At 60.5% G+C, this 23,887-nt stretch carries 20 protein-coding genes and 3 pseudogenes; 12 read left to right on the top strand and 11 right to left on the bottom strand.

The genetic code is table 11. From position 1 onward, the window contains the following. Positions 1–14: 14 nt before the first annotated feature. Positions 15–1,103 carry a hypothetical protein gene (locus FPJ27_RS15170; protein WP_204421668.1) on the top strand — a complete coding sequence of 363 codons (1,089 nt, stop codon included), beginning with the start codon at positions 15–17 and terminating at the stop codon, positions 1,101–1,103. On the opposite strand, the gene FPJ27_RS15165 is transcribed toward FPJ27_RS15170, so the two are convergent. Then, positions 1,092–1,934: a galactosyltransferase-related protein gene (locus FPJ27_RS15165; RefSeq protein WP_204421667.1), complete on the bottom strand. Its 843-nt coding sequence runs from the start codon at positions 1,932–1,934 to the stop codon at positions 1,092–1,094. The two genes, FPJ27_RS15170 and FPJ27_RS15165, sit on opposite strands and share 12 nt — an antisense overlap. 73 nt (positions 1,935–2,007) lie before the next feature. On the opposite strand from FPJ27_RS15165, the gene FPJ27_RS15160 reads away from it, so the two are divergent. Genes FPJ27_RS15160 through FPJ27_RS15145 form a run of 4 tightly spaced genes read left to right on the top strand, consistent with a single transcriptional unit; the run spans position 2,008 to position 5,587 of the window. Beyond that, the gene (locus FPJ27_RS15160) at positions 2,008–2,865 is read left to right on the top strand and encodes a 1-deoxy-D-xylulose-5-phosphate synthase N-terminal domain-containing protein (protein WP_204421666.1); all 858 of its coding nucleotides are present in this window, start codon (positions 2,008–2,010) and stop codon (positions 2,863–2,865) included. A 12-nt stretch (positions 2,866–2,877) separates the two neighbouring features. Next, entirely contained in the window at positions 2,878–3,786 is a 909-nt protein-coding gene (locus FPJ27_RS15155) for a transketolase (protein WP_204421665.1), read from the top strand. Continuing rightward, a complete protein-coding gene (locus FPJ27_RS15150) occupies positions 3,783–4,670 on the top strand; it encodes a cupin domain-containing protein (RefSeq protein ID WP_204421664.1) in 888 nt (295 codons plus the stop codon). The genes FPJ27_RS15155 and FPJ27_RS15150 overlap by 4 nt, the downstream gene beginning before the upstream one ends. A gap of 14 nt (positions 4,671–4,684) precedes the next feature. Then, on the top strand, positions 4,685–5,587 hold the full coding sequence (locus FPJ27_RS15145; protein ID WP_204421663.1) for a DUF6817 domain-containing protein: 903 nt from the start codon (positions 4,685–4,687) through the stop codon (positions 5,585–5,587). On the opposite strand, the pseudogene FPJ27_RS15140 reads toward FPJ27_RS15145, so the two are convergent. After that, positions 5,581–6,046: pseudogene (locus FPJ27_RS15140) on the bottom strand (IS5 family transposase); the annotation flags it as partial. The gene FPJ27_RS15145 and the pseudogene FPJ27_RS15140 overlap by 7 nt on opposite strands. Before the next feature lie 292 nt (positions 6,047–6,338). Here FPJ27_RS15140 and FPJ27_RS15135 point away from each other — a divergent pair. Continuing rightward, on the top strand, positions 6,339–7,622 hold the full coding sequence (locus FPJ27_RS15135) for an IS256 family transposase (RefSeq protein ID WP_204420906.1): 1,284 nt from the start codon (positions 6,339–6,341) through the stop codon (positions 7,620–7,622). A gap of 63 nt (positions 7,623–7,685) precedes the next feature. On the opposite strand, the gene FPJ27_RS15130 is transcribed toward FPJ27_RS15135, so the two are convergent. Continuing rightward, positions 7,686–8,723, bottom strand: coding sequence for an IS630 family transposase (locus FPJ27_RS15130; protein WP_204421199.1), 1,038 nt, complete (start codon positions 8,721–8,723; stop codon positions 7,686–7,688). Between the two features lie 405 nt (positions 8,724–9,128). Further along, the gene (locus FPJ27_RS15125) at positions 9,129–9,362 is read right to left on the bottom strand and encodes a hypothetical protein (RefSeq protein ID WP_204421662.1); all 234 of its coding nucleotides are present in this window, start codon (positions 9,360–9,362) and stop codon (positions 9,129–9,131) included. 109 nt (positions 9,363–9,471) lie between these two features. On the opposite strand from FPJ27_RS15125, the gene FPJ27_RS15120 reads away from it, so the two are divergent. Next, positions 9,472–10,428, top strand: coding sequence for an IS5 family transposase (locus FPJ27_RS15120; RefSeq protein ID WP_204421564.1), 957 nt, complete (start codon positions 9,472–9,474; stop codon positions 10,426–10,428). Between the two features lie 202 nt (positions 10,429–10,630). Here the strand turns inward: FPJ27_RS15120 and FPJ27_RS15115 are convergent, their stop codons facing one another. The 4 genes and pseudogenes from FPJ27_RS15115 to FPJ27_RS15100 form a co-directional block, all read right to left on the bottom strand. Continuing rightward, entirely contained in the window at positions 10,631–11,356 is a 726-nt protein-coding gene (locus tag FPJ27_RS15115) for a hypothetical protein (protein WP_204421661.1), read from the bottom strand. Between the two features lie 955 nt (positions 11,357–12,311). Next, positions 12,312–13,163: a hypothetical protein gene (locus FPJ27_RS15110; protein WP_204421660.1), complete on the bottom strand. Its 852-nt coding sequence runs from the start codon at positions 13,161–13,163 to the stop codon at positions 12,312–12,314. Positions 13,164–13,522: 359 nt separating this feature from the next. Continuing rightward, positions 13,523–13,717, bottom strand: a pseudogene (locus tag FPJ27_RS36520) (IS5/IS1182 family transposase); the annotation flags it as partial. Positions 13,718–14,162: 445 nt separating this feature from the next. Beyond that, complete coding sequence (locus FPJ27_RS15100; RefSeq protein WP_204421658.1) at positions 14,163–15,320, bottom strand: IS110 family transposase; 1,158 nt, start codon at positions 15,318–15,320, stop codon at positions 14,163–14,165. Between the two features lie 80 nt (positions 15,321–15,400). Between FPJ27_RS15100 and FPJ27_RS36515 the strand changes: the two are divergent. Next, positions 15,401–15,710 (top strand): annotated as a pseudogene (locus FPJ27_RS36515) (IS701 family transposase); the annotation flags it as partial. Between the two features lie 118 nt (positions 15,711–15,828). Here FPJ27_RS36515 and FPJ27_RS15090 read toward each other — a convergent pair. From FPJ27_RS15090 to FPJ27_RS15080, 3 genes are all read right to left on the bottom strand, one after another. Continuing rightward, on the bottom strand, positions 15,829–16,206 hold the full coding sequence (locus tag FPJ27_RS15090) for a type II toxin-antitoxin system VapC family toxin (RefSeq protein WP_204421657.1): 378 nt from the start codon (positions 16,204–16,206) through the stop codon (positions 15,829–15,831). Continuing rightward, positions 16,206–16,442 (bottom strand): type II toxin-antitoxin system Phd/YefM family antitoxin, encoded by a 237-nt coding sequence (locus FPJ27_RS15085; RefSeq protein ID WP_204421656.1) that lies wholly within the window; start codon positions 16,440–16,442, stop codon positions 16,206–16,208. Before FPJ27_RS15085 ends, FPJ27_RS15090 begins: the two co-directional genes overlap by 1 nt. Positions 16,443–16,876: 434 nt before the next feature. Then, complete coding sequence (locus FPJ27_RS15080; protein WP_204421655.1) at positions 16,877–17,887, bottom strand: hypothetical protein; 1,011 nt, start codon at positions 17,885–17,887, stop codon at positions 16,877–16,879. Positions 17,888–19,047: 1,160 nt separating this feature from the next. Here FPJ27_RS15080 and FPJ27_RS15075 point away from each other — a divergent pair. The 4 genes from FPJ27_RS15075 (at position 19,048) to FPJ27_RS15060 (ending at position 23,867) form a co-directional block, all read left to right on the top strand. Beyond that, the gene (locus tag FPJ27_RS15075) at positions 19,048–19,497 is read left to right on the top strand and encodes a phage tail protein (RefSeq protein ID WP_204421654.1); all 450 of its coding nucleotides are present in this window, start codon (positions 19,048–19,050) and stop codon (positions 19,495–19,497) included. Between the two features lie 47 nt (positions 19,498–19,544). After that, the gene (locus FPJ27_RS15070) at positions 19,545–20,765 is read left to right on the top strand and encodes a phage tail sheath C-terminal domain-containing protein (RefSeq protein WP_204421653.1); all 1,221 of its coding nucleotides are present in this window, start codon (positions 19,545–19,547) and stop codon (positions 20,763–20,765) included. Between the two features lie 64 nt (positions 20,766–20,829). Continuing rightward, entirely contained in the window at positions 20,830–22,290 is a 1,461-nt protein-coding gene (locus tag FPJ27_RS15065; protein ID WP_239483208.1) for a phage tail sheath C-terminal domain-containing protein, read from the top strand. 62 nt (positions 22,291–22,352) lie between these two features. Then, positions 22,353–23,867, top strand: a complete 1,515-nt coding sequence (locus tag FPJ27_RS15060) for a phage tail sheath C-terminal domain-containing protein (protein ID WP_239483207.1) — start codon at positions 22,353–22,355, stop codon at positions 23,865–23,867. The last annotated feature ends 20 nt before the right edge of the window (positions 23,868–23,887 follow it).

The following is a 23,887-nucleotide window of genomic DNA, read 5'->3' as shown; positions in this document are numbered from 1 at the left end:
GGAGTGAATCCGTCATGCGCGACGTCGATCTGATCATGGTGGGCTCCGGCTCGCTGGCTCACGCGGTGTTGATGAGTCTCGCCGGATGCGGCGACACGCCGATGGACGTGATTGTCGCAGCGCGCAACGAGACGGCCGTGCGTCACATGGCGACGCTCGCCAATGCGCTTGGCGGCGCAAGCACGGGCCGCCTCGTCGCGACTCCCGTCGTCTGCGACTATTCGGCCGAATCGATGGGGCGCCTGTTCGACGCGTATCGACCGCGCATCGTGTTGACCCTGGCGTCGATGCAGTCGCCGTGGGCGATGACGCGCCGGTGGCGAGAACTTGTCGCGCGGCTGGGCTACGGCTGCACGCTGCCGTTGCAGGCCGCGCTCGCGGACCGGGTCATGCGGGCAGCGACGGCCGCGCATCCCGGCGCCCATCTCTTGAACGGCTGCTATCCGGACCTGACCAATCACGTGCTGGCCGCGCGCGGCATTCCGGTCGCGGGAGGGATTGGCAATATCGCCATTGTCGCGTCGATGTTGCGCATTCGCACCGGTCACACGCCTCTCTCGTTGCTCGCGCATCACGCACACGTCAGCGCAATGATCCGCGGCGCATGGGACGGACTGCCCGCGCCGGCGGTATGGCTGGAGGGCCGTCGTCTGCCGGAACATGAAGCCGCCGCATTGACCACGCCCGTGCGCCTGCCCGCCGACGACACGCTGAATCGCCTCACAGGTGCGCTCGCCGCGCCGATGCTGCTCGCCCTGTCAGGTCGCGGCAACGCATGGCAGGGTCACGTACCGGGACTGCACGGACGGCCCGGCGGCTATCCGGTGCGTGCGGACGCCATCGACCTCCATCTCGCGCTGCCGCCCGGTATGACGCCCGAGCGGGCAGAGCAATTGAACAGCTCGTATGCGTTGCACGACGGCGTGACCGTCGAGGACGGACGCTACGTATTGACCCGCTCGCTCGACGATGCGGAACGCGCGCTGGAGATCCGCTTGCCGGCGGCGCTTGCTGCGTGGCGGGCCGACGCACTCGACGAACAGGTCGCGTTGCTGGTGCGCTTGCGCGCGATCATCGATGCAACGGAAGTCTCAGTTGGCTGACACCGGGCTGCGCGTGGTCGCACGCAGGGCGTCTTCCTCATAGGTCCCGAGCCAATCCCCGCGATCGTAGTTGGCCAGGGCTTGCCGGAACATACGGTCGCGGCTTTCCCAACGATCCTGAACGGGTGGATAGTGACGAATGCGCGCGTCGTCGTCGTGGGATACATGCAGCACGGCGCCGCTCTGGCGCCGCGTGAGCCCGGCGCTCAGCGTCAGCCGCGCGATCATGTCCTGGTCCTCCCAACCCCAGCCCACCAGGTATCCGTTGTAGCCGCCGATGCATTCGAAGCCGACGCGACGCACCATCAGCAAGCCGGGCGCCTGGCGTGTGCCATCCGCTGCATCCTCTTCGTTGTCGATGATCTCGAGTGCACGTCCGTTGGCCAGCCGCAGCTTCAGCTGATAGCCGAACATCGCGACCTGACCGGCCTTGCGCGCGTTGCGTACGGTCTCCGTCACGCCCGCGACAGTTCCGAAGGCGCCGGGTTCGGCTTCCAGCTGTCGGACCAGTGCGTCGAGTTGCCCGTCCGGAACGACGATGTCGCAATCGCAGAAGAACAGGAGCGGACGACGTGTGTGCGCGGCGCCGATATTCTGGGCGCGGGCCTTGTTGAACCAGCCGGATTCGTCCACATGGACCACCTGGACGTTCGCCGCGTGTGCGGCCATCAGGTCGTGGAGTTGATCGGCGTCTCCGCCGTAATTGACTACGGTGACACCGCCCTCATGCCGGGCGGCGAGTTGGCACAAGGAGGGAAGCGCCCGTTGCAGCTCGTGCCGCCCTCTCCAGGTGACGACGATATCCAGGCTAAGCGGCTCGAGAGTTGACATATTGGCTTTCCTTGAGAATCCTTAATGTCAGGGCAGTCTCGATCCCCATCCGGCAAAGGGAATCGCATCCGAAATGAATAACACTACCGGCAAGCGTGCGACGTTCAACAAACAGCTGGTGCGGCCAGAACTGGCCGATCCCAGTGTAGCACCGCGGGTGCGGGATGCGATATTGGCGGGATTGCGCGCCAACGGCGGCGGCCACCTGGGCGGCACCTTGAGCTGCGTCGACATCCTGCTCGCGCTGTTCGCCGTTCGTGCAATGTCCGCGCTCGATGCGACAGGCGATGCCCTGTTGCTGTCGAAAGGTCATGCGAGCATGGCGCTCTACGCCGTGTTGCAGCAGGCCGGCGTCGACCTCGGTCCACTCGGCAGGTTCGGTACCGCCGGCTCGCCGTTGCAGGGTCATCCCGATCGTACGCGGCTGGCCTGCATCGACTTCTCGTCGGGCGCGCTGGGGCAGGGCGTCGCCGTCGGGCTCGGCATGGCGCTCGCGAGCGACGCACGCCACGTGTGGGTGGTGGTGGGCGATGGGGAATGCCAGGAAGGCATGGTGTGGGAAGCGGCGATGTTGGCGGCACGCTACGGCGTGCCGAATCTGCACGTGATCGTGGATCTCAACGGCGAACAGGAATGCGGCTGGGCGCACGATGCTCGACTGGATTCCACGCCGTTGCCCGATGCCCTCGCCAAGTGGCGCGCATTCGGCTGGCGCGCGGATGAGGTGGACGGGCACGACATCGACGCATTGATCGACTTCGTGCATGCCCATGCCGAAGGGCCACGGCATGGGCCGACCGTCCTGCTGGCGCGTACCATCAAGGGCCACGGCCTCGCGCTCCAGCTCGATCGGTTTCGTCGACACTGCACCCAATTGTCCGGGGACGAGTGGGCGCGCATCGCGGGCTCCGGCCACGGTCCGGATCGATGAGAGGCTTGCAGCATGAAACGACTGGCGATTTCGATTGTCGACGCGCTGCGAAGGAGGGCGGAACAGCGCGACCGTCTCTGGGTGCTCGACGGCGACCTGGGCGACTCCTACGGCTTGTACGATGCACAGGGGCGGCCCGTGTTCTCCCGCTTCGTTCAGGCCGGCATCGCGGAACAGGCGCTCATCGGTGTCGCGGCCGGCCTGGCCGCGAGCGGCCAATGGCCCTGGGTGTTCTCGTTCAGCGCATTCCTGTGCCATCGGGGCGCGGATCAGATCCGCACCTGCGTCGCATCGCAGGGGTTGCCCGTCGTGATGATCGGCTCGCATGCGGGCGCGGCGAGCGGCACCAACGGCGCAAGCCATGCCAGCGTGTCGGACCTCGGTGTCCTCGCATCGATCGGCGGCGTCGATCTCTGGGCGCCCGCAGATGCCGCCGACATCGAACTGATCGTCGGAACACTGGTCGCTTCACCGCGGCCGGCCTACGTGAGAACGAGCCGGGAACCGGTCGGTGAACTGCGGCTGCCGCCGGGCATCGTCCGCGGCAACGGCGTGGCCGGCGAGACCGTGCTGCTCTCCTGCGGATACGCATCGCACTGGGCGCAGGAGGCCGCGCAGGCGCTGGCGGCCGACGGCGTACCGATTCCATGGCGGCACGTCGCGCATGTGTGCGAAGCCGTGCTCGCCCGGTGGATCACGAGCGAGCCGCGCCTGCAGCGCATCGTGGTTCTCGAAGACCATGGGCCGGCCGGCGGCCTGGCCGACACCGTTCGCAGGATCGCACCGTCGGGCGTGACCGTGCACGCGCTGTCGTGGCCGTCGGGATGGCATGGCGAATCGGGCGCGATCGCCGACCTGAGACGCGCGCATGGCCTGGACACCGGTGCGCTCGTGCGCCGAATCAAGGAATACATGACGTGAAAGCACAAGCGAATCCGCGTGGGACCCTCGCGAAAATTCTCGATCCCATATCGGTCGATGCATTCCTGCGCGAGTCGTTCGGCAAGCGCCCGCTCCTGATTCGCGGGCAACCGGGGAAATTCGATTTCCTGATGAAACCGTCACGCATGATCTTCGGATTGGACAAGGTCACCGAGATACGCTGCGTGTTCGGCGGCTTGAAGCAGGCGACCATCGACCCCGCCGATATCCGGGAGATGTACGAGGCTGGCGCCACTATCTGCGTGACGGACATTCAGCTCGCGCACCGTTCGCTGCGGACGGCGGCCCGCAACGTCCGGCGGGAAATCGGCTTCGCCGGGCGGGTGGATTTCCGCGCGTATCTTTCGCCGCCGTCCTCGGGCTTCGACTTTCATTACGACGCGAGGACCGCCACCACGTTGCAACTCGATGGGGAGAAGACCTGGTGGTACGCCACGTCACCTCATACGCAGTTTCCGATCGAGAATTCGGCACGCACCGACATGGCCGCCGTGCACCGAGCCGTCGCGCGGCAGGCAACCCGAAAGGTCACGCTTTATCCTGGCGACCTGCTCTGCCTGCCACCCGGTGTCTGGCACAAGGCGCGGGCGGGCGACGGTGGATCGCTCGCGCTGAACATGGCATTCAATCACAGTGGCGCGACGATTGGCGACGTCCTGGTGGATGCGCTGAAAGCGTCACTGGCCGGCATGCCCGACGCCATGCGGCCGTTCGTCATCGGCGCGAGCCGTACCGGCGCTGCCGAGCTGGAACCGCATATCGCAACCTGTATCGCCGCGCTGCAAGACACGCTGGCATCGCTCGACGGCAAGCACGTCGCGTCGCGCCTGGCAAGCGTCGCGGACAAGACCGGACGTACCTGAGCGAGTGACCCGCGATGCGCGACGCGCCCATCGAACCCGATCGTCTGAACGCCACGCTTTCGCTCGTCGCGGATGCGATACGCATTGCGCATTCCGGCTCGACGCTCTGGGATCACCTGCTGGGAACTTACGAGGTGCTGTCGGGATGGGGCGCCGATCCCGACACCCGTCTCGCCGGCCTGATTCACAGCATCTACTCGACCCAGTACTTCCGCCATCGCGTCGTGGCGCTGGGCGAACGCGTCAGGGTTGCGCTCGTGGTCGGCCAACGCGTCGAAGCACTCGCCCATGCATTTTGCGCCCTCAATCGGGACGCCCTTCGTCGGGTGTCCGCACGCCTCGACCTCGAGCCGGTGCGCAGACCCTTGCGCATACGGACGCACACGGGCGACGGAGAAATGCGTGTGTCGGTCGCGCAGTGCCGGGCATTGCGGCTGCTCGATCTCGCCAACGAAGCCGAGCAGCGAAGAAGCCTGTTCCGGATCGACACGCCTTGGTTGTCTGGAATGTGCGAAGGCTTTCGAAGCATTGGCTTCGTGCCCCGCTCGTTCATCCGCGCTCCCAACATCGGCGACGTACAGGAGCGGCGGTTATCCACGCTGTATGAGCAGGCGCTCACCGCGCCCTCCAGCCACGCGCCGCAAGCGCTCAGGGCCTGCATTCAGCTCGTGCCCGAATGCGCGGAGCCGAGGTTACTGTTAGCTGCCTTGCGGCTGGAGGCCGGCGATTTTCACGCCGGCTATGTGGAGGCCTCGACGGGAATCGCCAATCTCGATGGCTGGGGCGCGCCATGGGATGCACGGATTCCCGGCCAAGGGTGGCGGTTCCTGGGGGAGCAACTCGCTATGGCTGCACGTGCAACGAATCGGAATGCGCCCGGGATCTATCGGCAGATCCTGAGCCGTATCCGTCAATAAGAGCCGTCTTCAACGAAGCGAGAACAGATGATGGATGCGGCCAGTGAAAGGACCGCGGATGAATGTCGAGTCGATGCTCGACGCGGATACGAAGCTTGCCGAAGCCGGCAAACCAGGAATGCGTGCGCTCGACAACCCATCGATGACGCCCCAGACGTTCTTTGCTCTCAATACCTTTGTGGGCAATTCTTGCCGTGATGCCGCGCTTCTTCAGGTAACGCCGGCACCGGCGGCAGCCATATCCTTTGTCCGCATGCAGCTTATCGGGACGCTTGCGCGGTCGGCCATCCAGGCCCGGCACCGCCGGAATGGCATCGAGCGTTGCTTCGAACGTCATCGAGTCATGCTGATTGGCGCCTGTGACCGTGATCGCCAGCGCAATGCCACGAGCGTTTACGACAAGGTGTCGTTTGCTCCCGAGCTTGCCCGATCCGTCGGCTTGGGACCTGTCGCTTCGCCCTCGATACTATCTTCACGTCCCGATAATTGGGGCTTTGGCCAGCCAGGTCCGGCATAATTCTCGCCCCCAGTCGAAATGAAATGAACGCGTCCGTGCGCCGGTCAAAACCGGCAAGGTGTTGTGTGTGAATGAAAGAGTCATGCGTTGAAGGTCTAGCCAACCACGACGGCCTCGAAGAGCTAATGTCGGAAGTGGTGTACGGCGGTGTGGAGCGGAATCGGCGGGAGGCGGTGGCGATTGCAGGAGAATGTTGCTTTCCAAGGTAACGAACCCAGCAACCAATCCACCACCATGGCGAAACGTAATCGGGAAGCGAACGACAGTCAAGCAACGGAAACAGAATTCAAGGGGCCCGTCGGCCTGGACGAGTTGATCCAGCAAGGCGCGCGGCAGATTATCCAGCAAGCGATCGAGGCGGAATTGAAGGCATTGCTCGAGCAATATTCGAACGTGAAGACGCTGGACGGCCGGCGGGCGATCGTGCGCAACGGCTATCTGCCTGAGCGAGACGTTGTCACGGCAATCGGACCGGTAACGGTCCAGGTGCCGAAGGTCCGCGATCGCTCGGGCTCGGGGGTAAAGTTCAACTCGGAGATCGTGCCGCCCTACGTGCGCAAGTCGCCGCGTGTGTCGTCGGCGCTGCCGTGGCTGTATCTGCGCGGCGTCTCGACCGGCGACATGAGCGAAGCGCTCAGCGTATTGCTCGGCGACCAGGCGAAAGGCCTGTCGGCAAATACCGTCATTCGTCTCAAAGCGATCTGGGCGGACGAATTCGCGCAATGGAACAATCGGGACTTGTCGGCGGCCCGCTGGGTCTACTGGTGGGCCGACGGCATTCATACTGGGGCGCGCAGCGAGGATTCCGACGGGCAATGTCTGCTGGTGATCATCGGCGTGAAGCCAGACGGCAGCAAGGAACGCGTCGCGCTCGCCGACGGCTACCGCGAGTCGAAGGATTCGTGGGTCGAGCTACTGCTCGATCTGAAGGCTCGCGGTCTACAAGCCGGCCCACTGCTAGCCGTCGGCGACGGCGCGATGGGCTTGTGGGCGGCACTCGAGGAAGTGTTCCCGCAGACGCGGCACCAGCGCTGCTGGTTTCACAAGATCGGCAACGTGCTCAACGCGTTGCCGAAGTCGCAGCAGGGCAAGGCCAAGGCCGCGCTCGCGGAGATCTGGAACGCCGCGACGCGCGCCGATGCGATCGTCGCCTACGATCAGTTCGTCGCGACCTATACGGCCAAATATCCGAAAGCTGTCGAGAAGGTCACGAAGGATCGCGACGAGCTGCTCGCGTTTTACGACTTCCCGGCCGAGCACTGGCAGCATGTGCGCACGACGAATCCGATCGAGTCGACCTTCGCGACGGTCCGCCACCGCACGACCCGCACGCGAAACTGTCTGTCGCGCGCGACCTTCCTCGGCATGGCCTTCAAGCTCATCGAAGCAGCAGAGGAATCATGGCGCCGCATTCGCGGTGTCGACAAAATCGAACAGATCTTGAACGGCGTGCCCTTCAAGGACGGAACACCGGTGACCGAGAGCACACCGGCTCCTGCTCAACCGCTTGCCGCTTGATCATGCTGCTCGACTGTCGTACACCACATTTGACATTATTGATCAGAAATATTTGATCTTGAATCAAGCTGCATAGCGGATGGGTTTATGCATGAAATAACGAGTAACCCGTTGCGGCGACTTCTGAAGCCGTCGCAAATGGCTGATAGCGGCTTTCTTCAGATGCCCCTTGGTCCGAGCGGGAGCCTGGCGTGTGATGCTGGCCTTCAAATCGGCGTTGAGCATCTCGTCGGGATTGAGCTCCGGGCTGTACGAGGGCAGGTAGAACACTTCGATCTTGTCGGCATGTTCAGCCAGCCACGCCTTGACCAGCTTGGCGTGATGAACCTTCAGGTTGTCGAGGATCAGAAACACCTTTTTGCTCCGCATGTCTTTGATCAGTCGCTTCAAGAAGTCGATCAGGATGTCGGCGTTCATCGCGCCTTCGAACACTTTCCAGCGCACCTGGCCGCGGTTCGTCACGGTCGACATGATCGACAGCCCTTCGCGTTTGCTCATGACACGCCGCTCGGGTGTCTTGCCGATCGGCGCGTAGGAGCGCCCGCGCACATCGTCGGAACGCAAGCCCGTCTCGTCGCCCCACTGGATTTCCGCACCTTCGGTCTGCGCACGGCGCGCAATCTCCGGATACGTCTCGTTCAACCACGTCTGAACCGCCTGCGGCTTTTGTTCGTACGCCCGCTTCAGCGGCTTTTGCGGCGTAAAGCCCCAGCGTGCCAAGTACAGACCGACGCCCTGCAGCGTGAGCGTGCGACCCGTACGTTGTCGAATCAACTCCCGCACGGCGTGGCGGGTCCACAGCGCAAACGGCATCTTCAACTGATCCGGCATTTGATCGCGCATCAACACACGCACCTCGATCTCCTGTTGCTCCGTCAGGGCGCGCTTCTGGGTGACGGCACGCCCGCTCGGCTTGTCACGCAAGGCTGCCGTGCCTTCCTGCACGTAACGCTTGCATATATCGAACACACCCGTTCGCGACAGATCGGTAAGTTGGGCGATCTCGTCGTAGGTCATCCCGCCTTCCCGGAGGGCGATCACCTGTCGACGCCGTTCTTCGCGCGCTTCGCGTGGAAGCGATCTCATGTCTCGTTTTTCCATGCTCAAAACGTGAGGGCTTATTTTCCAATTTCAAGATCAAATGTTTCGAATCAATAGCTCGGCCTCGAATCATGCGTGTGCGTTCGTAAGGGCGTAGGTGAAGCGTTGGCAGAGGTACGCATGGGCCAGGTATCGAGCTGCGAAATCCATTCTCCGTGCCGCAAGGCGTGGGCCGATCGGGGTGCCGAGGCACAGGACGCTTGTCGACAGCTGCACCAGGATTGCTGCATTGGCAAGGCAATCCCGGCCCCGCGCAGTCGGAGACCCTGAGCGTGTGCGGAAACACCTTGCATGGGAACCGGGAGATTCCACGCCCGACTGCGTCGCGCTGGGAAGCGTTGAACGCAGTGCGCATCGTGAAGCCTGAGGGCGTACGATGATGAACCACGGGCGTGGGAAGTCGGGCTACTGCGAAGTACCGGAGAAGCGGTCGAACAAGGCTGCGGGTGAAATCCCTGCGTTCAGCACTTGAGGGATGCCGAGCGCTTCCAGCGCGCGGCCACCGAGAGACTGGCCCGATTCGGCTTGAAGCTGCACGAGGACAAGACGCGGCCGATCGAGTTCGGGCGCTTTGTGCGCGAGAACTGTAGGCGCCGCGGGAAAGGTAAGCCGCAGACCAATGATGCGGCGTTGTTGCATAAATCTGGCACGCCCGCGGTCGACTGACGTTTACACACAACGGCCGGTCCGGCACCCCTGTTAACGATTCGGGTTCCTGCGTAGATTCTCGATTTTTGGCTTCGAGAAGATGCGCAGGGACAAGGGCAAGACGAGCGAGCGGAAGGCGCGCTACCGAGTCAAGAACTGGCCAGCCTACAACGCCGGCCTGATCAACCGAGGTAACGTCACGATGTGGATCGATGAAGCCGCCCTGGCGAGCACGCTGGAGGCCGGGCCGACGCGCGGCCGTCCGCGTTTGTACAGCGACGCGCTGATCCAGGCGCTGCTGGGCATCAAGACCGTGTTCCGTCTGCCGCTGCGCGCGCTGCAAGGCTTCGCGCAAAGCCTGCGCGAGCTGGCTTTCGCCACCTTACCCGTGCCGAACTACACGACACTGAGTCGCCGAGCGCAGACGCATGAGGTCCAACTGCCGGTCATTGGCGACGGCGAGCCGATCCATCTGGTGGTCGACAGCACCGGCATGAAGGTCTACGGCGAAGGCGAATGGAAGGTGCGCCAGCATGGCTATTCGAAGCGTCGCACATGGCGCAAAGTGCATCTCGGGCTCGACGCGAACACCGGTCAGGTACGTGCCGCGCTGATGACGCATCAGGACGTCGCCGACGGTGACGTCCTGGCCGAACTGCTCAACCAGATCCCGGACGACGAGTTGCTCGATGTCATCGGCGGTGACGGGGCCTACGACACCAAACCCTGTCATGCCGCGATCGCCGCACGCGGCGCAACGCCCTCGATTCCGCCGCGCGAAGGCGCCGCTCATTGGCCCGCGAACACGTCCGGCGCGAAGTGGCGCAATGACGCCGTCGATACGACCGCCCGCCTCGGCCGCGACGAATGGAAGAAGGGCAGCGGCTACCATCGGCGCTCGCTCGTGGAGAACGCGATGTATCGCTTCAAGATGCTCACGGGTAACCACTTGTGGGCACGACGCACCGATACGCAGGCCACCGAGGTCGCTATCCGCGTGGGCGTGCTGAATCGCATGGCGGACCTCGCACGCCCGCAATCCGTTCGCATTGCCTGAAACATGAACATAGGCCTTACCTCGTCATCACGCTCGATTTATGCAACAACGCCCAATGATGCAACAGTACCGTCGTATTGTCTGACACAGCCTGCATTCAAAAACTACGCTGCCGCCTACGCTTGTTCCACAGGTCAGCCCAGTCGCCATCGAGAATCGAACTGACGTAGGTCGAATATTTGAAAGGCGCCGATAATCAATCCTATAACTTTATCGGACGAATTTTGCCACCTGGAGTGATTTCGATGCTCGTGCCAGTCGAATATTTGACTTTATCTTTACCAACCAATTCGATCAGCCGCTTGACGGGTTGGTCAGCGCCAATAGATTGACTGATGAACTTCTCCGGTTTATCATCGGATAAGCCGGAAAATGCGCCAAAGGTAAGCGCGACTTCCAGTCGCTTCAAATTTCCGGACTCTCTTTTTGATTTAATTTCGTCCATGAGAAAATTGAGTGGCACACCCGATGATAGGCGCGTAGTTGTCGCCCTTTTGACTGCAGATTGATCTATCTGATTTTCATTTTCCGCGCCCACCATCTCTTGGAGGGAATGATTCAAGTTTGAGTTAAGAAAATGAAAGAGCACACGAGTATTGTTGAAGACGGCCGCAATAGCCGTGCATTGGTACAGGTTTGCTGCGTAGAGTCGAGAATTATCGTCGTGAGTCACCTTATATTGGGACGCATCAACGTTAAAAGATTTAATTTTCCTGTTGAATTTGGAGAGTACATGCGACAAAACAGAGAGTGATTTCTGTGGCGCGACCGGATCGGATGTCTCGGCGAAAGGGTTGCGTAACGACGCACTTTCAGTCAATTGGTGTTGCTTAATCCAATTAAGGCCAAATTTTATTTCGCCATTGTTGCTGCTTGACGCCTCATCAAAATCAACATCTGGACTAGGATGAGATCTTTGGGGGGGCATGCAAAGTCGTTGACAATTTCAAAGAATGGTTTGGCATAGTACCTCCGAACAATACAACAACTATGATGCATCAGTACCTGCGTCTTATCTGACAAGGCTCCGATACAAATCCTACGCCGTGTTGATCTGATAGCGCTATCCCTGCAATATCAAGGGAGCCAACATTGCAGTCTCGAAACCTCGGCGAGCAGCTCATCGGCACGATCTCGGAACTCTAGGTGGTTATAGCGTTCGACCACAACGCTGTCAACGCCGGATGTAATTGGTGCTGGACGCGGTGCCGCCGTTGCCGGAGCCGAACGCAGCAGCGTACACGATGCGCCGGCCGGCGTGACGTATAGCCGTCACGGGTTCTGTCGCAGTAAGGAGAGGTGGTGCGCTGCCCGTCTCAATGAAGCTGCGATGTGAACGATGACACAACCGCTGAATTCGGCTTTGGCGAAGGTATTCCAGCGACTGTGACAGCGGCAAGTGGTCACCGTACTTGGCAACAAGCACCTGCGCAAGCAAGCCGGTGGTGGGAACCCTTGTCGATCACATGGGGCGCAACGGGCACCTGAATCAGCGTCTCGCAAGCCTTGCACGCCCACTTGCCACGGATGTGGCGATCTGCGACCACGGCATCCGCATCGTGAGTACCGCGAGCGGATGACGCAGGTCGATCATTGTGTCCAGGCGGCTACGGAAAAAATAGTCGGCGCTCATCAGCGCGTCTCTCAACTCCCAGATTGGTGCGGGCAATCGCCCTCCTGTGCATCAAGCTCATCGCGTTGTGCGGCTTGCTGGCCGCCTACAATGTGCTCCGTGCGTTCGTTTCCTTTACGCGCGCCATCCGACCACAAGCAACGTTCAATCCGCAACTCGAATCCAAGTGGTTGGCATTCCGATCGAAATCCGCTTCATTCCGACCGACACAGTCGAGTGATTTTGCATGTTCGGCTAAATGGGGGTAAGGTCAAATTGTCAAATGACGAACAATAGTTCCCCTTCGCTTGTTAACATACTCAATGGGGATATGTACTTCCATGAGTGTATTCGCTCCCATAGTCAATTCCGCTGGATCTTTCGAGTAGAGGCTAGGATTTCCAAGGTGAGCAATCAGCCCGCGTCGATTAAAAAGGTAGTTCTCATTTAGGGACGCGCCAGGACTATCCAGTGCATTAATCTCATAGACGTAGTAGCCCGATCGTCCCCGGATATATCGCCGTACGGCCTCGAGGCTACCGGCGACTATCAATGCATCGTTATCAATCATTTTTTTGATCGCAGCAAAATCTCGCGATGGTGCAAAACCATATTCCAAAATCTCGTCAGGCGATCTCCGGTCCGCCCGATAAACCATTGCTTCAAAACGCTTTCGCTCAAGTAATCCTCGCTCATTCCAGTGATAGTTATCGGGACTAAATCCACGTGGAAGTGGAGCAAGTTGCACCCCGTTGGGCGCCGTCTCCTCAATCGCAGAACTAACTACGCGATCCTGGTAATTTGGCATATCCATTTCGACAATACTATCAAGAATCGCGTCCTCCTGAGGTATTGCATCGACGAAATCGGGTATATTGGAGAAAGGATTTGAAGGTTTTTGGATATTGCCATGGTCACGTGAGTATTGCTCATGTAATTCCAAAATTTCGTCCAATATATCATCTTCGTCTCGTGAAATCTGAGCGGTCCCCGTCGCCGACTTTGAGATTAGCTGTGCAAAAAAGGTATCGTTCGTTAAGTCATTGTCGAGCCCTTCTGCCGGCTTGGGAACGTGCTCTCCAGTCCCTTGGTGGTACCTGACCTGGCCCGTGGTGACTTGCATGATTGCACGGACCCCTTCCCGGAGAAATCCCCCCGCCCCTCCATCATTAGTATGGGTAGATTCGTCTACCGCCCTGTGCGTTCGCGGCACTCTGTGAAGGATCGCTTTCTTATACATATCTATTCTCGTACGTTGATAGTATGGACAGAGGTGACGCCGCTTGTTTGGACAGGGGCGCGAGATTTTTAAGCCTGTATGACTTTCGATGAGGCATGGGCTGGCTTGGCCTAGCGTGGCGAATTCAACGCGGGCTAACATCGCTGCCAGAGCCGCATGGTGTGGGCAGGGCCACACCTGGCGATTTTCACCCGGGGCCAGCATGAAGAACGATAGCACGGCGTACGTTGGATTGGATGAACCGCACCCGCGAACTTTGGCGTCGGTCCGGACAGATCGATCTCTTGCGTCGCGATACCTTCCCGCACACGTCGCGCAAACAGCGGCGTGAGCGTGGCTTTAATCTGCGCCCAAGGCAGTCGCGTCGCAAGTACCACGAGCGGGTGGCGCAGATCGATCATCGCATCCAGGCGACTACGGAAAATATCGTCGGTCATCTCCGTGTCCTCAACTCCCAGGATTCGATTCAGATCGATATTCGTTCTGGAAGTTCTGCAGCTCCCAAATTCCGTTCAACCCTTTGGTACATCAGCCTCGGCAGTGTTTTTCAGGTCCGACCTCTATGGGCGGTGAGTTGTCAAGCACCGTTTAGCTTCAGCATACCTGTTCAGGTCATAAAAAGACTCCTTGAATCCGGATCCATGCGAACCGGGTTCTTTATGCTGACGTTCGAGTCTACCGTTGCGCTCGTGAGACATTGACGTCTCACCAACTTCTATCCGCCGGTGTCGTGCCGGCCTCATCCTTTATGCGCGTTACGCCGGATCCTTGGATCCTGGGAAGGTGCCCCATCTAATTATCGGTTGCATTGGACAACCAGTCGGACCTCCGGGCACGTTCCACTCGAACATCAGTGATGCAAAACTATATAAGGGTTGTTTCTCATGCAGGTTTGAACCGTGCGCCATCGGGAACGACGCCGTCCTTCAAATAGCGCCACAATGCGATCACCAGGCGCCTCGCAAGGGCAACGATCGCAATGCGCCGCGCGCGACGACTGGGCACAGACGCCTGGGTGCGTTCGTTGAACCACCGGGCCAGTGCACTGTCGGGCTGATATCGGAGCCAGCACCACGCCGTCTCGACGAGCTGGGTGCGTACGCGGCGGTTACCTTGTTTGCTGATGCCCTGGTCGACGTGGCTCTGACCGCTGTCATATGGCTGAGGGACCAACCCCACGCAGGCTCCGAGCTGGCGACGGTTGTTGAACTCCCGCCAGAATAATTCGAGAATGAGGCGCGATGCGCCGATGTTGCCAATGCCCCTGAGACGCCTCAGACTGGCAATCCGGTCACGCACCGGTGTCGGCAAACGCTCCTGCAGCGTGCGCTCAAGAGCGGCGAGCTGCTGTTCGGCGAGCTCGAGCCTCGCGGTCTCGCGCATCAGTCGTTCGCGCAACTCTTCCGGCAGTGGCGTGCCGTCATGACAGGTCAGGTCCCCGCGCACGAGTCGTTTGGCAAACGAACGGTGGTCAACCTCGTCCCAGCAACCCATTGTGACGAGCAGTTTGCGCATGCGCTCGCGGTGCTGCAGCACTTCCTTGTGCAACTGTCCACGATCCCGGATCAGATGACGCGAGGCCTCGTCTTGCGCGGAGGGCGCGCGCACCACGCGCATGCGGTCACGTTCGCCGTGCAGCCAGGCGCGCAGATTGGTGACCAGCTTGATGACATCCAACCTGTCTGTCTTCGTACGCCGCTTGTGGCGTTCCACAGGGATGCTTGCGGCATCGACCATATAACATTCGATGCTGCGGGAGGACAGCGCCCGAAGAATCCAGAATGCGTCCTGCCCCGCCTCATAGCTGACAACCACGCGTACATCCGACGGCAGGGCCCACTTCTGCTTGTGCTGAGCAATAAGTTCGAGGACAGCCTGCAGTCGCTGGTTCGCCTGTGGCGCGCTGACTGTGTGGATCGCTGGCCTCTGCCTGAATCCGTCGTGAAGCGCGACCTTCCACTGGGCCGCAGACAACTCGAGCGAAACCGCCAGGATGACTCCCTCATCAGCATGTGATCCGGTAACGTGATTTGCGTTCATGATGCTCCTCCGTCGAGCAAGCCTTGGCCCGGTTATCTTACGCCCCGGGCCCTTGACGACTCTCACGCCACATAGGATCTAAGTACCGGCTTTCGACTTTGCCCCCAGACACGCCGCTCGAACGATTGGTCCATGTCGCCAAGATGCGCAGGCGTATCGAGCGGGACTATCAGGATCTCAAGCAGGAGTTCGGCCTGGGACACTTCGAAGGACGTGGTTGGCGTGGCTTCCATCACCATGCATCGTTGTGTATTGCTGCCTATAGGTTCTTATTGCTCAACGCCTCATTCAAGGCGGCAGTAAAAAAACTCTGCGATCCGCGACCCATTTGCCTTACCCTCGGATTACGTGCCGCGCGGGTCCCCAGCGCGCGCAGCGCCACGTGGTTGATTCCATCACCACGCTGCGCTGGCGTATCGCTGCCTGCATCGCGCGCCGGCTCCAGCGATGTCCGTTTTTTTTCAGCGTCCAATGCTGATTCATTGACACAGTAAGATTAACGTGTTGATCAGACCTCGACGACGAGATCCGTGTATTTAGCCAGATGCTCGTTTGCAGTTACGAGTCGTAATGGCTCCGTCATGGCCTGCGCAACGAGAAGCCGGTCGAACGGATCACGATGAATGTCGGGCAGGTCCTGCACCATTGCAGCGTGTGCGACACGTACCGGCAGCTCAACGAACCCGGCGGCCGAGATTTCTGCCACGAGATCGTTCACGTTGACATCGAGCTTCCCGAGGCCAGCCTTGATCGACGCTTCCCAAATGGTCGCGGCACTGACAAAGACCTCGTCGGCATCCAAGATGAGCTTGCGAGCGCTCTTGGATAGCTTGCGATCGTCGAAGACCGACCACAAGAACACGTGCGTATCAAGTAGCAAGCGCATCAGCGACCCTCGAACGATGCCAGCACATCGTCAGGCAACGGCGCGTCGAAGTCATCAGTGATTTGCCCCTTGCTCTTTAGGCCGCCGAAGCGCCGTTGCGGCTTTACCGGCTCGATGGGAACAAGACGAGCTGTGGGCTTGCCAGACTTGGCAATCACAATCTCTTCGCCGGCGGCTGCAGCGTCAACGAGCCGTGAGAAGTTTGTTTTCGCATCGTGGATATTGACCGTGCGCATGACCTGCTCCGTATGGACTAGCTTGGACCAAGTGCGAGGTTAGTCCACCTTAGTCTGATCGTCAATAAATAAGCCAACCACGATTGTGACCGGCAAAGATCCCTGATGCTATCCCGATAACCAGGCATCGAACGGATCCATCTCCGCCGCCTTCAGGAAGCTCTCAGGATGCTGTTGATCGAACGTCGCAGTTATGCAGCCGGCTCCACGGTGCATTGTGACAGTGTCAGCGACGATCAATATCCCAGACGAAATCCGCCAGCGCCCGCGCAACGGCCACGTTGACGTTTTTACCTGGCGTGGCAGCTTGCGATACTTCTTGCATAGCCTTACAGCTGATGCAGCTCGGGATCACGTTCATCCGAAGCATTTGGGATCGGACTCGGGGCGCTGATCAGGGGCGTGTCCCCCTCCGTGTCGATGCGCGGCATCAACTATTGCCCTAAAACGGCTCTGAGCACCTGAATCCCTGCGTTCATCGCGGGATTATCCGATCGGGCCGAGATGACGTGTCCTGCCAGGCGTTGCATGACGAGATTGCAGCCTTCCAGCAACATAAAGACCTGTGCACCGAGCGTGGCCAGCGGCGAGGGTACGACAGTCCCGGCATCGTCAAACAGGGTGGCACCGGCGGGTGCCTGGTTCGACGCACACGTCAACGTATCCAGGGAAGCGGGAATGGCGGCGCCCCCGAGCGCAAGCTTCATTTGCCCGGCCTGATCGTAAGTCACCAGGCCGTCGTATCGCGCATGAACGATCGCGACTTGCTGCAGACCGGCGGCTTTCATTTTTCCGGCATTCATCGCCGGCGAGCGGCGTGTATAGGAGGAATCGCCCGTTGCCTGGAAGTCGCGCCTGATCTCGGTCACCGCGCCGGGCATGAACAGTGAAGCCTGTAGCGCTGTCTCACTGAGCAGGCTCACGCCGGATACGTCGATCCAATTATTGAACACCTTTCCATTCAGCAAGGTCGCATTTTCAGGTCTGGCGAGCTCGGAGATGGCGGTCCCCGATGTCGCGCCTCCCATGGATGCACCGAACAGCGTAATTTTCTGGATGGAGGGCCATTTCAGGAGCGCCCATCTTGCCGCATAAATGAGATCGTAGGCGCCTTGCAGAATGGGGAATCCCTGATCGTCCCGGTAATCGATGGTCATTGTCGCAGTGCCGACTTGCGTAATGCTTTGCGGATTGCCCGTTTGCATGTACCCATAAAATACATTGCGCCCCTCGTGGTGCCCGTGAGCAAAGATAACCAACGCGCCGGGCGCATCACCGGGTTCAACGGCGTAATCGCCCGCGAGGTATGTGCCGTCCTGCGTCACGAACGTCAACCCGGTGGGTCCAGCGGCAAAGACAAGCCGGCTCAGTAAAAAACAGCCCATCATGCCTGCTCGCAAAATCCGGAGCCAGGCCCGGGGAATTGCTTGTCCGTGCTGTTTCATTTTTTATCCCGATAAGCAAATAAAGGTAACAAAATTTCAATCGATCACGTCGCGTGCGGCAACTTCCTTCAAGACAAATGTATTGGATGCGATTGATTGGTGTGTTATCGAGTCGGATAACGATGATCTCGTAAAGGTGGGTTAATCCATGTTTTATGGGGTATCAAGGGAAATCATTCGTCCCTGTCAGGCGCGCAACGAATATTCCGAATGAGCGCTCGCTGAGCTTTTTCAAAAAAAATATAACCGGCTGGCGATTAAAGCAAGGCAAAAAAAGGACTCCGAACAGGCGTCCGAACTCAATATTGCCCCTTGCCATGCTCGATACGTGGGCATGGCAGCGCCGCACGTGCGCCGAATGGAGCGGAAACGCGGCCTGGCCTGGGCACGTGCACCGCGCAAGCGGCCCCGAGTCGGCGCGGGTGACCGGTGCCCGCTGCGGTTGAGGGGGGAGGTTCGCACCCATCGCGCTACCGAAATGTGTCGCCCACGTCTTGCGAGCGGTCGCATATGCGCACCGCAACGAACGGCTGCGGATCGACGGCGACCAGCCAGGCGGGCGACGTCAGTTTGAGCTTGATATCGATTAAAAAACCACACGAAATAATCGGAAAGACAATTTATTTTCGGAATATGGGGCCATAACAATCAAAACCGGACGTGGCTGGCCGGGCACATGCCTGGGCGAGAGCGTGTGAGCCAAGCGGGGTGGAAGGATCGATAACCTATTGATTTATTGTGGTTTTGTGTCTGATTCCGAAGACGCTAGGGGGCGTCGGTACGCGATGCAAGCGAGCGCATTGGGTGCAGATCCGCCGGCCTGAGGGGGCGGAAATGACCGGAAATTCCGGAAATCGATTGTCCTATCGTGTGGGGTCAGATTTGCCTAGGATGGTGTGACGATATGGCGGTGCTGATGACCGGTGATCGGAACGCGTGCGTTGTAGCGGTCGATCGACGGGACCTGTCTGCGCGAGCAGCCGGGGCTGCCAGGTCGAGGGGAGGGACCTCTTGCCGGAGGTCAGGTGGTACAGGTAGTACGGAGTCCGAAAGAGTAATTGACGTGGAAAGTGAGCCTTGTGCTGCCGGTGGCGGCCGATGGTGAAGCGATGGTGATCCGCTGCGCGAGCAAGCGCGGCATTTGAAGAGGAGCAACAAAAATGGCACTCGATGCGAAGACGATGGGCAACACGTATCCGATTCCGACGTACCGGTTTGTGGTGTCGGTAGGCAAGGACCAGATGTGCTTTAGCAGCGTGTCGGGTCTGGACCAGTCGGTGCAACTGGTGAAGTACCAGGACGGGTGCGGCAACCTGTACCAGATGCCGGGTCAGGTGGAGCCGCTGACGATCACGCTCAAGCGCGGGGTGATGCCCAAGCAGAGCCAGCTGTACACGTGGGTGAATTCGATCACGTTCAACCAGGTGGAGAAGAAGGATCTGTCGATCAGCCTGACGAACGAGACGGGCTCGGTACTGCTGGTGACGTGGAGCGTGATGAATGCGTTCCCGACGAAGTGGACGGGTCCGAGCTTCGATGCGACGAGCAACGAGGTGGCGTTCGAGGAGGTGAGTCTGGCGGCGGACCGGCTGTCGGTGCAGTTCCATTGAGCGGCGCCGGCTTGAGTTGAACGGGATACGGATTGAGAGAGGGAATCATGGCGGATTACAAGGTACCTGGGGTGTATGTGGAGGAGCCGTTCGGGCTGTCGCTGTCGATTCAGACGGGGCAGACGGCGGTGCCGGTGTTTGCGTTTGCGGCGACCACCACGTGGGGCGGTGCAATTGGCGACACCACCAAAGAAAAAAGTCACGTGATCAACGCCGCCGGGGTGACGGAGCTCGAGTCGTGGCTGGACGTGACGACGGTGCGGCAGCAGTTCTGGGACAAGGCATACGCGGCAGCATCGGGGACGCCAGGCGAGAAGAAGGGTGAGGCCGATAAAGCCGGCCAGGCTTTCGACAACGCGGTGGCGAAGGACGCGCTGTACCAGTCGCTGCAGCTGTATTTCCGCAATGGCGGTGGTCACTGCTATATCGCGCCGGTGGGGTCACTCGACGCGCTGGTGCCGGCGCTGGACGACGTGACGCTGCTGGTGCAGGCGGGGACGGACCTGACGGCTTTCAGCGGAAAGGTTGCCACGCTGTGCGGTGTCGGCAAAACGTATTTCGCGATCTATGACGGCCCGAACCAGGAGCTGAAGACTCCGGCCGAGGTAACAGGTGTGCAAGGTTACACGGAGAGTCCGTATGCCGCGGTGTACTACCCGTGGCTGACGGTGTCGGGCAAGGACGGCCCCGTGGATGTGCCGCCCAGCGGTGCCGTGGCGGGGGTGTATGCGCGCGTGGACCGTGAGCGTGGTGTGTGGAAGGCGCCGGCGAACGTCGAAATTAACGGCGCGACCCCGAAGTACAAGGTCTCGGACGCGGTGGATGCGGAGTGCAATGCGCCGGCCACGGGTGGCAGGTCGATCAACGTGATCCGCGCGTTCCGTGGTACGGGCCCATTGATCTGGGGCGCGCGCACGCTGCAGTCGAACCAGGGGACGTGGCGGTATGTGCCGGTGCGACGCCTGTTCAATGCGGCGGAGAAGGACATCAAGACGGCGATGAGCACGGCGCTGTTCGAGCCGAACAGCGCACCGACGTGGGAGCGCGTGCGGGGGGCGGTGGAGAGCTACGTGCACGGGCTGTGGCAGCAAGGTGCGCTGCAGGGTGATACGCCGACGCAGGCGTATTTCGTGCAGATCGGGCTGGGGACCACGATGACGCAGGAAGACATCAACAACGGCAGGATGAAGCTGAAGGTCGGGCTGGCAGCGGTGCGGCCGGCGGAATTCATCGTGCTGCAGTTGACGCAGGACGTGGTGCCGGCCTGAGACGGCACGGCTGGCCGGACGGCGCCGTACGGCGCCGCCGCTCACACCTATTTGAGGAAGGATCATGAGCGAAACGTATGCGGTGCCAGGTGTATATGTGACGGAGAGCAACGCGCTGGCGTTGAGTATTCAGAGCGGTGAGACGGCGGTGCCGGTGTTCGTGGGATTATTCAACGCGATTCACCCGGCCAAGGCGGATGCCCCGCTGGCGTGTGTGCGCATCGAGAGCTGGCTGGATTTTACCCAGCAGTTTGGGCCCTCGGACCGGATCACGGTCGATGGTTCGACGGGAAAGGTGAATGCGACATCGTACGTGGGCTCGTACAGCGTGCGCCTATATTTTGAGAATGGCGGCGGCCCATGTTACGTCCTGAGTCTCGATCGTGGCGACCTTGAAAATGATAACGTTCTTGCTCACATCGCTCCGGCAATTGAGCAATATCCGGATATCACGCTGCTGTGCTGGTGTGAGTTTATTACGCCCGAGATCGATAAGAAAATCTACGACCAGTTGAATCCATTGTTGGGCGCGAGTGCGACCTCGGGCGGCAATCGCGGGATGTTTCTGCTGGCCGATGCGGGCGTGAGTGGCGCGCCGGACCAGCCATCGACATGGACATTCCAGGTACCGGCTGTGTCGGAGCGCACACAAGTGGCGACCTACTTTCCGGCCGTGCATACGGGATATAGCCGAGACTACAGTGGCCATGTTGCCCGAGGGGTGCGCCTGCATCCTAACGAGGATCAAAAGGCGACGTTGAAAGATGCGCACGTGGAACTCTCGCCAGATGGTTTCGTGACCTTTGACAAGATTTTGGAAAAGGCCGCGGGTCTAGCTGATTTGAGTAAGGTTGTTAAATTTATTAACGGTGCGCTAAACACATATCTTCTTGATTCGCAAAAGACGGAAGAGCCCGTGATCTTGCGCGCGAGCGTGGCGATGGCGGGCGTGTATGCGCGCGTCGATCGTGATCGCGGCGTGTGGAAGGCGCCGGCGAATGTGGGGTTGATGGGTGTAAAGGAGTTGGTTGCCGTCGGCTTGAATAAAAACGAGGAATTTGTGCAACCGATTCGGGTGGACGAGTCGCTGAACGCGAAGCTGGTCGACGCCAAGATCAATGCGATTCGCACGTTCCGCGACCAGGGGGCGATGGTGTGGGGCGCGCGCACGATGGTCGATCCTCACCAGACGAACTGGTTGTATGTGCCGGTGCGTCGATTGTTCAACACGGTGGAGCGGGATGCGCGCGCGGCGCTGCGCACGGTGGTGTTCGAGCCGAACAGTGCGGTGACCTGGGAGGCCGTGCGCGGTGCGCTGGACCACTACCTGAATGCGCTGTGGCGCCAGGGTGCGCTGCAAGGCGACACACCGACGCAGGCGTACTTCGTGCGGGTCGGTCTGGGCACGACGATGACGCAGGACGACATCAACAACGGCAAGATGATTATCCGGATGGGGCTGGCAGCGGTGCGCCCGGCGGAATTCATCGTGCTGGAGTTGACGCAGGACGTGGCGACGGCCTGAGGGACGAGGTGGCCGGACGGCGCCGGATGGCGCCGCTGCTCACACCCATTTGAGGAAGGATCATGAGCGAAACGTATGCGGTGCCGGGCGTGTATGTCACGGAGAGCAACGCGCTGGCGTTGAGTATTCAGAGCGGTGAGACAGCGGTGCCGGTGTTCGTGGGGTTTTTTAATGCCGTTCATCCACCCAAGCCGGACGCACCGCTGGCGTGTGTTCGTATCGAGAGCTGGCTGGATTTTACGCAGCACTTTGGTGCGTCGGATCAGGTGTATGTCATTGCGGACCAGTCGCCGCCGAAGGTGGATGACAGCAAATGCCACGCGCACGTGGGCTCGTACAGCGTGCGCCTGTACTTCGAGAACGGTGGCGGGCCGTGCTACGTGCTGAGCGTGGATCGGGACCGGCTGGTGCAAGGGACGAACGACGTGAAAGCGCAGATCGGGGCGGCAATCGAGCTGTGCGCGGACATCACGCTGCTGTGCTGGTGCGAATACACCGATCAGGATGCCAGTGTGTACGACGCACTGGGAACCTTGCTGGGGGCGAGCGCGACGTCGGGGGGTAATCGCGGGATGTTCCTGTTGGCGGATGCCTGGCACGAGGCCACGGGAATCAAGGCGCCGACGCTTGCCGAGCCGACCCAGGTGGCTACGTATTTCCCGGCGCTGCAAACGGATTATGCGCGCATGTCCAGCGACGAGGGCGTTACCGTCCGGATTTCGGACGAGCACCGCAAGGCGTTCGCGACGTACGTGACGCCTCCCGTTGGCGACGTGACGTTGGCCTACATTCGCCAGGTCTTTGAAGACGTCAAGGCGGGCAAGCTGCGTCCTCGTAATTTGACCGCAAACGAGGCAGATGTGGTCGAGGGCGAGTCGGTGGTGGACGACGTCTCACCCGGGAGAGTGCTGGAGATGCTCTATTACGGGGTACTGCATGAGGTGCTGACACCTTACTTTGCGCAGGCCGCGCGCGTGGTGGTGCGCGCGAGCGTGGCGATGGCGGGGGTAGTTGCACGCGTCGATCGTGACCGGGGCGTATGGAAGGCGCCGGCGAACGAGGGGCTGATCGGGGTGGCGGATCTGGTTTCCGTCGAGCCGGGCGGTAAAAACCCGACGTCGATTCGCGTGGACGACGGGCTGAACGCGAAGCTGGTCGACGCGAAAATCAATGCGATTCGCGCGTTCCGCGGCAAGGGCGCGATGGTGTGGGGGGCGCGCACGATGGCCGATGCCCACCAGACGAACTGGCGGTATGTGTCGGTGCGTCGACTGTTCAATACGGTGGAGCGGGATGCGCGTGCGGCGCTGCGTACGGCGGTGTTCGAGCCGAACAGTGCGGTGACCTGGGAGGCGGTGCGCGGTGCGCTGGACCACTACCTGAATGCGTTGTGGCGCCAGGGCGCGCTGCAGGGCGACACGCCGGCACAGGCGTACTTCGTGCGGGTCGGTCTGGGGACGACGATGAAGCAGGAAGACGTCTCGGCAGGCCGGATGATCGTCCGGATGGGGTTGGCGGCGGTGCGCCCGGCGGAATTCATTGTGCTGGAGCTGACGCAAAACGTGGCGTCGGCATAACGGTAAGCAGAACGAACGGG

Source organism: Burkholderia sp. MS455, from assembly GCF_016899445.1.
Taxonomy (GTDB): domain Bacteria; phylum Pseudomonadota; class Gammaproteobacteria; order Burkholderiales; family Burkholderiaceae; genus Burkholderia; species Burkholderia pyrrocinia_C.
Note: the sequence above shows the minus strand (reverse complement) of the source record. Positions and strands in the feature narration are given on the sequence as shown.